Source organism: Jutongia sp., assembly GCF_057878315.1.
Genome location: NZ_DBLXSO010000008.1, coordinates 1 through 11,307, shown reverse-complemented (window position 1 = coordinate 11,307; position 11,307 = coordinate 1). Strand labels below are relative to the sequence as shown.

At 45.9% G+C, this 11,307-nt stretch carries 12 protein-coding genes; all 12 read left to right on the top strand.

Features of this window, described 5'->3' with window-relative positions:
- A partial coding sequence (locus ACZLMD_RS02935) for a transglutaminase domain-containing protein (protein WP_489495099.1) occupies positions 1-1,233 on the top strand: 1,233 nt, incomplete at its 5' end.
- A gap of 20 nt (positions 1,234-1,253) precedes the next feature.
- Positions 1,254-1,739, top strand: coding sequence for an acetolactate synthase small subunit (gene ilvN, locus ACZLMD_RS02930; RefSeq protein ID WP_022305242.1), 486 nt, complete (start codon positions 1,254-1,256; stop codon positions 1,737-1,739).
- 76 nt (positions 1,740-1,815) lie between these two features.
- The gene (locus ACZLMD_RS02925) at positions 1,816-2,517 is read left to right on the top strand and encodes a FadR/GntR family transcriptional regulator (protein WP_482522133.1); all 702 of its coding nucleotides are present in this window, start codon (positions 1,816-1,818) and stop codon (positions 2,515-2,517) included.
- A 265-nt stretch (positions 2,518-2,782) separates the two neighbouring features.
- Positions 2,783-3,808 carry a ketol-acid reductoisomerase gene (ilvC, locus tag ACZLMD_RS02920; RefSeq protein ID WP_022305244.1) on the top strand — a complete coding sequence of 342 codons (1,026 nt, stop codon included), beginning with the start codon at positions 2,783-2,785 and terminating at the stop codon, positions 3,806-3,808.
- Positions 3,809-4,195: 387 nt separating this feature from the next.
- A complete protein-coding gene (gene aroD / locus ACZLMD_RS02915; protein ID WP_022305246.1) occupies positions 4,196-4,999 on the top strand; it encodes a type I 3-dehydroquinate dehydratase in 804 nt (267 codons plus the stop codon).
- A 100-nt stretch (positions 5,000-5,099) separates the two neighbouring features.
- The gene (locus ACZLMD_RS02910; RefSeq protein ID WP_022305247.1) at positions 5,100-5,639 is read left to right on the top strand and encodes a shikimate kinase; all 540 of its coding nucleotides are present in this window, start codon (positions 5,100-5,102) and stop codon (positions 5,637-5,639) included.
- Positions 5,640-5,799: 160 nt separating this feature from the next.
- Complete coding sequence (efp, locus tag ACZLMD_RS02905; RefSeq protein ID WP_022305248.1) at positions 5,800-6,354, top strand: elongation factor P; 555 nt, start codon at positions 5,800-5,802, stop codon at positions 6,352-6,354.
- A 385-nt stretch (positions 6,355-6,739) separates the two neighbouring features.
- Positions 6,740-7,147: a GntR family transcriptional regulator gene (locus ACZLMD_RS02900; RefSeq protein WP_482522255.1), complete on the top strand. Its 408-nt coding sequence runs from the start codon at positions 6,740-6,742 to the stop codon at positions 7,145-7,147.
- On the top strand, positions 7,140-7,838 hold the full coding sequence (locus ACZLMD_RS02895; RefSeq protein WP_482522256.1) for an ABC transporter ATP-binding protein: 699 nt from the start codon (positions 7,140-7,142) through the stop codon (positions 7,836-7,838). Before ACZLMD_RS02900 ends, ACZLMD_RS02895 begins: the two co-directional genes overlap by 8 nt.
- Complete coding sequence (locus ACZLMD_RS02890; protein ID WP_455057378.1) at positions 7,832-8,677, top strand: hypothetical protein; 846 nt, start codon at positions 7,832-7,834, stop codon at positions 8,675-8,677. The genes ACZLMD_RS02895 and ACZLMD_RS02890 overlap by 7 nt, the downstream gene beginning before the upstream one ends.
- A gap of 235 nt (positions 8,678-8,912) precedes the next feature.
- On the top strand, positions 8,913-9,347 hold the full coding sequence (locus ACZLMD_RS02885) for a flavodoxin (protein ID WP_482522776.1): 435 nt from the start codon (positions 8,913-8,915) through the stop codon (positions 9,345-9,347).
- Between the two features lie 275 nt (positions 9,348-9,622).
- Positions 9,623-11,307 (top strand): CDP-glycerol glycerophosphotransferase family protein (locus ACZLMD_RS02880; protein ID WP_489495098.1); only part of this gene is annotated, 1,685 nt, incomplete at its 3' end.

Below are 11,307 nucleotides of genomic sequence, written 5' to 3'. Positions count from 1 at the left end.
GGATTTATTATGGTAAGAGGTCAAAACTCAAAATGGATCCGTGGTGTAGTAGTGGCAGTGACGGTGCTGTTCCTTGGTGTTTTTGTGAACACCTCAGGAGCATCGGCAGCTACCGGTAATTGGGGCGGTGCCAAAAAGGCCGTGATCAACGCTTATAAGAAGTATCAGGTGAGCGTTGATGTCAGTTCATACAATCTCAATTACGCGACAGAGTATAGCAATCTGAAGAGTATGATGAGTGAGGTGGTCAGTGAAACACCATATCTGTTTTACACAGGAACACGTTTCTCTGTATCCAGAAATACTTCCACCAATCAGATCGTCAAGATCACACTTGGTTATGCCGATGCATATAAGAAGGCAGATGGAACTATTCGGAAGGCAAAGATCCAAAAGACAAGAACACAGTTAAATGATGCGATCAATCAGGCACTTCTGGTAGTAGAGCCATCAATGAGCCAGGTGGAAAAGGCGATGGTGTTACATGATTACCTGATCAGTACAACAGCTTATACAAGCAACGCAGGTAATGCTTTCCGTCTGACGGAGGTTGGTGTGTTCTTAAAGCACAAGGCTAACTGCGAGGGATATTCCAGAGCCTATGCGATCCTGATGCAGAAGGTGGGAATTCCGGTTAAGTTTGTTTCTTCGAATAAGATGGTACATATGTGGAATGAGATCAAGATCGGTCAGAAGTGGTATCATGTCGATGTGACATGGGATGATCCGATGGATGCCAGAGACAAGACAGACCAGTATGGCAGGGTCAGCCATCAGAATTTCCTGTGCAGTGCTGCCAGAATGCGGAAGACAAAGCATTATGACTTCAGCACGGCAGATGCGACAAGCACAAAGTACGACAACCGTTACTGGAAGAATATCAACAGCAGCTTCTATTATAACAACGGCAAGTGGCTGTATATGACAAAGAATGGCATTGCCGAACGTCAGGGCCTTGATAAGGGCTCCGCAACGGTATTATATAATGTGTCAGGAGACAATCTGGTTCAGTACGATGCAGACAGATATTATTTCATTGCGTTTAACAGTATTTACCTGTACTCTTATAAGACCAATGAGGCAAAAGCTGTGTGGAAGACGACAGATCTGTATTCTTCAAACTGCACTCTGGATCAGATTAAGTTTGAAAACAATAAACTGTATTATCGTGTTTATGAAAATGGGAAGCATGTTTCCAATAAAATTACACCGAAGGATGACGGTACATTTTGATTAAGGAAAGGACAAAGGATATGAAGACAAAAGTATTTTCGATTCTTGCAGACAATACATCAGGAGTGCTCAGCAGGGTGTCCGGGTTGTTTAACCGGCGCGGATTTAATATTGACAGCTTTACGGCCGGAGAGACAGAGGATCCGACCATTTCCCGTATGACCGTTGTGGCAAAGGGTGATGACCTCAGCCTGGATCAGATCCAGAAGCAGCTCGCAAAGCTGGAGGATGTCCGTGAGGTCAAGGAGTTGAAGGCAGAACATTCGATCTGTCGTGAGCTTGTGATCGTGACGGTCGGTGTGACTCCGGAGGAGCGGACCGGACTGATCTGTCTTGTGAATGCACTGCATCATGCAAGCATTGTGGATATTGAGAAGGATTCCGTTATGGTGGAGATGACGGAAAGCCATGAGAAGATCAACGCATTTATCGATCTTCTTGAAAGCTATGAGATCAAGGAAATGGTTCGTACAGGTATTGCAGGACTGACAAGAGGCGCTGAATAATTTGCAGCGCAGAGGAAGGACAGATGAAGTCTGTCTTTTGTCGCAAGAAAGACTTCGATATGAAGGGACAGAGATTATGAGAGCGCAGGGAGAGAATTTATCACAGCGTACTGCCGACACGCTACGTAAGATGATATTGGAGAAGGAAACATATACCTATGGAGAGAAACTGCCAAATGAGAATGAGCTTTCCGAAAAATTAGGCATTAGCCGGACGACGCTGCGGGAGGCAATCCGCACGCTGGTATCCGAGGGGATTCTGGTGGTACAGAGAGGAAAGGGAACCTTTGTGGCAGAGCAGGCTGACCGTCTGGCAGACAGCAGGATCCGTATGAAGAGCTTTTCTGATATGCAGGTGACACTGCGTGATCTTTATGAGACGCGAATGATCTTCGAGCCGGAGGCGGCAGCACTGGCATGCAGGCGGGCAACGGATGAGGAAATCGCTCATATTCTGAGACTGGGACAGGAATGCCAGAGACATCTGGAGGAGAATCCGACCGGCAAGGAGCGGATCGAGTCGGAGAGTGATTTTCACGGTGCGATCCTTAAGGCTTCCCACAATGAATTTATCAGTCGTTTTATGCCGATGCTGACGGAGACGATCGAAAAGACCTTTGCATTGGACTTTAATCTGGATGTGATCGCCGAAGATGCATATAAGGACCATATCCTGATCATGAATTTTCTGGAGAAGCGCGACGCAGAGGGGATCAAAAGTGCTGTGACGATCCATCTGCATCATGCATTCCTGACAGAGCAGCTGAACTTGCAGTGATGCCGGCGGTATGATACAGTTCTCATAGCAGTAGATACTGGTATGGGAGCTGTTCGTTTATAAAATAGGAAAATAATCGTAATGTCGTGTGAATTAATGACAAAATGCTGATTTTCTCATTTTATTATGAAAAACAAAATTTTTTTCATAAATTTCAAAGAATATATTGACAAGAGGAAAAAATAGTTTTAAAATCAATGTCATACAAGTTGAACGAGTTGTATGACAAGTTTATCCCAACAATTTATATTAGGAGGAATTAGAAATGGCAGAAGCAAGAATTTTTTATCAGGATGACTGTAATTTAGATCTTTTGAGCGGAAAGAAGATCGCTATCATCGGTTATGGTAGTCAGGGACATGCACATGCACTGAACTTAAAGGAGTCCGGATGTGATGTTATCATCGGTCTGTATGAGGGTTCCAAGTCTTGGGCTAAGGCTGAGAAGCAGGGATTTAAAGTTTACACAACAGCAGAGGCTGCTAAGCAGGCTGATATCATCATGATCCTCATCAACGATGAGAAACAGGCTGATATGTACAAGAAAGACATCGAGCCAAACCTCGAGGCAGGTAACATGCTGATGTTCGCTCATGGTTTCAATATCCACTTCGGATGTATTGTACCACCTGCTGATGTAGATGTTACAATGATCGCACCAAAGGCACCTGGTCACACAGTACGTTCTGAGTATCAGGCTGGCAAGGGTACTCCTTGTCTGGTAGCTGTAGAGCAGGACGCAACAGGTAAGGCACTTGATCTTGCACTGGCATATGCACTTGGTATTGGTGGAGCAAGAGCCGGTGTTCTTGAGACAACATTCCGTACAGAGACAGAGACTGACCTCTTCGGTGAGCAGGCAGTTCTTTGCGGTGGTGTTTGTGCTCTTATGCAGGCTGGTTTCGAGACACTCTGCGAGGCTGGTTATGATCCAAGAAATGCATACTTCGAGTGTATCCATGAGATGAAGCTGATCGTAGATCTGATCTATCAGTCAGGTTTCGAGGGAATGAGATACTCTATCTCCAACACTGCTGAGTATGGTGATTACATCACAGGTCCTAAGATCATCACAGAGGATACTAAGAAGGCAATGAAGAAGGTTCTGTCAGACATCCAGGATGGTTCTTTCGCAAAAGAGTTCCTGCTTGATATGTCTGATGCAGGTCGTCAGGTTCACTTCAAGGCTATGAGAAAGCTTCACGCTGAGCATCCTTCAGAGAAGGTTGGTAAAGAGATCCGTAAGCTGTATAGCTGGAATAACGAGAGCGACAAGCTTATCAACAACTAATTTGTGTTGTTTCTGAACGAATATACATAAACATAACGGCGGAGAAAGAGCGCTTCCGGCACTTTTTCTCCGCTGTTTTTGCATGAAAGTGATTTTTTGTTCCGCCATTCGAAAAAGTTAAAAATTTGTTTCGGTTTCGGTGATTGACGGAAGTATAGTATCTGTTATAATAAGTATATTAGTATGTACATGGTATATAAAGGGACGGAGTATCAGAGATTATTTGCCACGGAGAAAGGGAGGACGATATGGAAGCTTTGATCGGAGGAGTCATCTTACTTGTTGTGATAGTGGTGGCTGTTGTTGTGGGAGCTGTTTCTGCAATTGTTGCAGCAGCGAAGGATACATTAAAGGATGAATGATCGATAGATTTTAAAGGAGGACGATATGGTTCAGGTTGGAGATGTTTCTATTGGAAGTGGTAAGCCGAAGATTTGTGCATCGATTACAGAAACGGACCGGAAATCTATTATTGCGGCGGCAGATATCCTGCTGCAAAAGAGGGTTGATATTATAGAATGGCGCATCGATTATTACAGTGAGGTTCATCATTGGGATATGGTTTTAGAGACATTGCAGCGGTTAAAGATGTCATTATACGGCAGACCGCTTCTTGTTACCTTCCGCACCAAGGCGGAGGGCGGCTGCCAGGAGATAGAGACACCGGAGTACCGCGAGTTGTTAGACAACATTGCTCAGAGTGGTCTTGTCGATATGGTCGATGTGGAGATCTTTAAAGACATAAATTATTCGGATTTGTCGGGAGAGCCGGCGGCGGATGTGAAGGAGAAGTTTGAGGAGCTGAAGAACTGGATCGCTGCCCTGCGTCAGAAGGTGACGGTGGTTGGCTCTTATCATAATTTCAATATGACGCCGGAGGATGATGACCTCGCGGGAAGAATGAAGCTTATCATTGAAAGCGGCGTGGATATTCCGAAGATGGCAGTGATGCCGGAGAACCGCATGGATGTTATGCGGCTGATGATGTTTACGTTGAAGATGACAGAACAGACAGACAAGCCTTTGATCACAATGTCAATGAGCCGGATCGGAAGTATCAGCCGGATTGCGGGAGAGGCATTTGGCTCCGCAGTGACCTTTGGAAGCATCGGACAGGAGAGTGCCCCGGGGCAGCTTCCGGTCAATAAGCTGGAGGAGATGCTGGAGATGGTTCACCAGAATTACCAGTAGGCTGAAGGAGAGACCGGAGATGGTTTGCCGGAATGATCAGCAGGATTGAGGAGAGACAGAAGATAATTCGCCGGGATTATCAGTAAACGGGAGGATGACAGTGTATCAGTTGACAGAACATATATTTTTGATTGGCTTCATGGGGGTTGGAAAGACAAGCACGGCACGAAATCTGAGCCGACAGCTTGGCGTGCGCGAGTATGACACGGACCGGCTGATCGTACAGCAGCAGGAAAGGGAGATTTCGGCAATCTTTGCCCAGCAGGGAGAAGAGGCATTCCGGCAGATGGAGACAGACCTTCTCGACGAGCTGAAAAGCTACTCGCCATCGATCATTGCCTGCGGCGGCGGTATGGTTCTGCGCGAGGAGAACGTCCGGAAGATGAAGGAGCAGGGCAAAATCCTGCTGTTATTGGCAGCACCGGAGACGATTTATGAGCATGTCAAGGACAGCACCAACCGTCCGCTGCTTGCCGGAAGGATGAATGTTGGAGCAATCGCAGAGCTGATGGGAGAGAGGGAACCGAGATATCAGGCGGCGGCAGACCTTAAGGTGGAGACGGATGGCATGATCCCGCGAGAGGTTGCGGAGAAGGTGATCGGTATCCTGCGTGAGAACGGGTCTGTGACAGTCTCATAATTTGTTGCGGAGATTTTTGTGGATTTTCTGATACGGAAGATCTTTGTGAAAGAAAATTCAAGCGTTCCGGGAAAAGGACTTGAAAAATACAGGAGTTTCCTGTAAAATATTTATAGGATTGTGCGGTTTTGACCGCCACTACATGAAGGAGGATTTTAAGATGATATCAGCAGGTGATTTTAGAAATGGACTCACGATCGAAGTAGAAGGCAATGTCTTTCAGGTTATCGAGTTCCAGCATGTAAAGCCGGGAAAAGGAGCAGCCTTTGTCCGTACAAAGCTTAAAAATATCAAGAGTGGCGGTGTTGTAGAGCGTACATTCCGTCCGACAGAGAAGTGTCCTCAGGCACACATTGACCGTTCTGAGATGCAGTATCTGTACAGCGATGATATGTTCCATTTCATGAACACAGAGACATATGATCAGATTGATATGACAGCCGATCAGGTTGGCGATGCACTGAAGTTCGTTAAGGAGAACGACATGGTTCAGATGCTTTCCCACAACGGAGAAGTATTCGCTATCGAGCCACCGAACTTTGTAGAGCTTGAGATTACAGAGACAGAGCCTGGCTTCAAGGGCGATACAGCAACAGGTGCCAGCAAGCCGGCTACCGTTGAGACAGGTGCGATCGTTCAGGTTCCGCTTTTCGTAGAGACCGGTGACAGAATCAGCATCGATACTCGTACAGGCGAGTACATGAAGAGAGTTTAATATTATGAATTCTGTGCAGGCAAGCTTGTTTGCCTGCACAGAATTCATGAACGACAAAATCTTAGAGCGCAGCGCGCGGCAGATGCGAAGCATCTGGATTTTGGAGTTATCATATAGGGCGCAATCCCAAGGAAGTCCAGTATTTCCAAGGGGTTGCGCCCTTTGTGCGAGCACAAACGCAATTTATACTTTTGACACTTACATCATATTATTTTGGTGGCATCTTTAAAATCTTTTTTTCTAACACTTGACAATTATCATATATTGTATTATTGTATTACTCAAGTAATACAATAATACAAAGTTACACAACGATGTATAGATTACTGTGTGATTTCACACCGAAGAATATTTGCAAATATAACAATGGAACAGGAGGTGCGGTATGGATTGGAAATTTACAGATGATGCTCCGATCTATCAGCAGATTATGAATATCATGAAGCGGCAGATCGCCAGCGGGGAGTTGAAGGCAGGTCAGAAGCTGTCCTCTGTGCGCGAACTTGCGCTGGAAGCAGGAGTCAATCCGAATACCATGCAGAAGGCTCTCGCAGAGCTGGAGAGAGAGGGACTTGTTTACTCGCAGCGGACTGCAGGACGCTTTGTGGCAGAACAGGGGGATATACGTGAGGGGTTACAAGAAGAGTTAATGATGGAATATGTGGATGAATTTTTAGAGAAGATGATGAAGCTTGGCTTCGGTGTGGATGAGGTCATTGATCTGCTGCAGAAGAAAGCAGAAAAGCGGCAGAGGAGACAGATGAGAATGACCGAAAATGAAAGGAGTGAATAGGATGATTCAATGTGAACATGTGAAAAAGAAATATGGAAGAAAAACAGCATTAGCAGATTTTTCGGCAGAATTTGAGACAGGAAAGATTATTGGACTTCTGGGACCGAACGGAAGCGGAAAGACAACATTGATCAAAATACTTGCCGGTCTTCTGACAACGGAAGAAGGAGTTGTGCGGATCGATAAAAAGCCGATCGGTGTGGATACCAAACGGATTGTATCCTATTTGCCGGAGCGACCGTATCTTTCCAGTGCATTTCGGGTGAAGGATATTATCCGGACCTTTGAGGAGTTTTATGAGGATTTTGACAAGAGTGTGGCAGAGCAGATGCTTCAAAGCCTGCATATCGATACGAAGAGCAGGATTGCTTCATTGTCCAAAGGAAACCGGGAGAAGGTGCAGCTTGTTATGGTTATGAGCCGCAGGGCAAAGGTGTATCTGCTGGATGAGCCGATGGGTGGAGTCGATCCGGCGGCGAGAGATTTTATTTTGAAAACGATTCTGAATAATTATAATGAGGAAGCATGTGTACTGATCTCAACGCATCTGATCAGTGATGTGGAGAAGATTCTGGATGAAGTCATTTTTATCAAAGATGGGGAATTGGTACTGCATGAATCGGTCGACCGGATCCGTGAGGAAGAAAAGAAATCCGTCGATGCATTGTTTCGGGAGGTGTTTGCATGTTAGGAAAATTGATCGGTTATGATAACAGGATACAGAGTAAATTTTTTGGTGGTGTCTATGCGGTGATGGGCGTGCTTGCAGGGATTGCTGCAGTGTTAAAAGCGTTGAATGAGCATTTTAACCATGTGATCGTGCTTCAATACGCATATCAGATCGCATGGGTGATCTGCCGGGCGGCAGCCATTGCTGTGATCGTTGGAAGCATCATTTATGTGATCGCGTTGTTCCGGAATAATCTGTTAAAGGACGAAGGTTATTTTATGCATACACTGCCGGTACCGGCATGGCAGCTGTATGTCAGTAAGCTCGTCACAGGAACTGTCTGGATCGTTGTTTCGATTGTGGTAGTTATTCTGGCATATATGCTGGGAAGCCTGGATTTCCATCTTCCGATCCTTGAAATTCTCCGTGACAGTGGCGTGGAAGAATTGAAAATCGTATGGCTGGCAGGAATTGCAATTTTCCTGTCGATTCCGGCGGCGCTGAGTCAGTTTTATGCAAGTTTTTCGATCGGTTATACCTGGGAAGGAAAGGGAAACTCCCGAGATCGTGATATTTTATCGGTGGTGGCATTGATATTTGTTTACATAGCACAGCAGATCGTTGGAATGATCACGCTGGGTCTGTTTATTACATTCCAGTGTGGCAGTATCTTTAAACCACATTTGCTGGAAAGGGTCATAGCAGTACTTAATACGATGGATCATGTGGGAGAAGGGACAAAGTTCAATGAATATCTGTGCCATTTAATGGGAACAGTATCTGCAGAGACGTTTTTATTATGTGTGGCATTCGGCGTGGTCGCAGTCTGGAGAATGAGCCGTCATCTGAATATGGAATAGATCAGGGATTAGTAATAATTTTTCTCACATGATCATATTGCATCCGGAGAAAATGCATGATATGATAGGAAAGAAGTTAGAGATAACTAACACACGATATACACATCTAACCCGGGCGGCGTGTGCTGGTGCAGACAGCTATGTTTCCTGAGTGGATGCGGTGTCAGATTTATATCAGGAATATCATTTTGTATTCCGGAGATAATGAATCATGGAGAAAGGAAGGTTAATCAGAATGGCTAAGGTCAATATTATTTATTGGAGTGGTACCGGTAACACGGCAGCTATGGCAGCAGCAATTGCAGAAGGTGCAAAGGAAGCCGGTGCAGAGGCAGAGCTGATCACAGCAGAGACTGCAAGTGCAGACGATGTCAGGGATGCGAAGGCAATCGCACTGGGATGTCCGTCTATGGGAGCAGAGCAGCTTGAGGAGACGATCATGGAGCCTCTGATGGAGGAGCTTGATGGGGCAATCTCCGGCAAGACAGTTGTACTTTTCGGTTCCTACGGATGGGGGAGCGGCGACTGGATGCGTGACTGGGAGGACAGAGTTTCTTCTGACGGAGCACAGGTGTGGAACGGCGAGGGAATCATTGCTAATAACGCACCGGATGATGAGGCGCTCGATGCCTGCAAGACAGTAGGACGTGACCTCGCAGGTTTAGCGTAAGCAGACATAATGAGCCTTTACGGCTTTGTTGAAATCACTCAGAATTGAGTAAAATATATGCCATTTTAGAATCGGAAAAGAAGACTTCGTGCAGGGAGTCTTCTTTTTTTGGAAAGAGACTTGCTTTTTTCATGGAAAGAGAGGATAATAGAACAGTCTGGGTTTTATGAAATCTGTGTAAAATCCGGAATCCTGTTTGATAATGATGCATATGAAAAGGCGTGCGGACGCAGAAGAGATTCATATGCGAAGTTTGAGATTATGAGGTGAAAGGAATGGATTTTAAAGTAACTATACATCGACTGCTGCTTCGTGAGGAGAAGCTTGATATTGCAGTCAGTGCATCCGGTCCCTGGGACGAAAATGTGCGGGATCCGAAGATGACTATTGTGTTCAGTAACGGCGAGCAGACGAGACGACTGCCGATCGTAGTCCGCTTTTATCAGAGCGAGAAGGATGGCAGCTTTTATCTGATGGCATCCTATACGTACACACTGAAGTATTTGTTCTATCAGCAGCCGAAGAACCGTCACATTGAGTTCTCTCTGGAGTTAAGCTATGGACATACGGTTCTGGAGAGTGCTCCGTTTACCGTGGATCCGGAGGACGAAAAGGCTCTGGAGCTTCTTGTGCGTGAGACGGCGATCGGTGTGGAAGACTCCGAGGAGGAGAGAGAGACTTATATTGAGTATGAGATGGGATTTTCCGAGGACTCAACAAGGGTTCTTCTGGATGCAAAGCCGGGACAGGACAAGATCTTCCAGCCACATAAAGGACGAAAGATCTTCAATGCTGTTGTTATGTGGATCTGGCATTTTATATTGTTCTGTTTCTCTGTTGTGCTGATCCCGGTATTTTTCGTGGATGCACTTCTGGCGGCGACAGGCTGTCAGGACAAGAACGCAAAGATTCCGGAGAATGGCATTATTTACCTGCTTAAGCATGTCCGTGCCAAGATGGATACCTTCAGCCGTATCCGCATCGGTATTCTGGCTGCCAAGATGTGGATGATGGATGTAGTTAATACGGTGGCACGCCATCTGCCGATCAAGAACAACCGTGTTGTGTTCCTGTCTAACCGCAGGGATGATCTGACCGGTAATTTTGAGTTTGTCAATAAGTATCTCGATCAGGTGCCGGATCTGGACCGCAGATATGTGCTGGACAGTAACGAGGTCAAGCATATGCATCTTGGCAGTCTGATCCGCATGGCATGGTATTTTGGAAATGCGAAGGTAATCCTTGTGGATGACTTCTGCGAGCTGTTTTTCAGAATGCCGCGCAGAAAGGGAACCTATCTGATTCAGTTATGGCATGCCTGTGGTGCATTTAAGACCTTTGGCTGCAGTCGTATGGGACGTCCGGGGGGACAGACACAGCAGAGTAAGAACCATAGAAATTACGACTATGCGCTGGTAAGCTCACAGAATATTGCGAAGTTCTATGCCGAGGGCTTCGGTATCTCCGAGGACAAGGTGGCAGCGACAGGTATTCCGAGAACGGACGTGTTCTTCGACAAGGCATATAAGGAGAAGGTTACACGCGAGTTCTATGAGAAGTATCCGCAGTTGAAGGATAAGAAGATTGTTTTATTTGCACCGACCTTCCGTGGCAATGGAAAGCTTAGCGGATATTATCCGGTAGACCGTCTGGATGTCAACAAGCTTTATGAGGATCTGGGAGAGGAATATGCGATCATTGTCAAGCATCATCCGTTTGTCAATAACCGCAGCCATATCCGCAAGAAATATAAGGACTATATCATTGATTTGTCCGCTAATTCCGAGTTAAATGATCTGCTTTTCGTGACGGATGTGCTGATCACGGATTATTCTTCGGTTGTATTTGAGGCATCACTGCTTGACATTCCGATGCTTATGTATGCATATGATCTGGAGCGTTACATTTCTTCCCGGGGGTTCTACTATGAGTACGAGGACATGGCACCGGGCAAGATTGT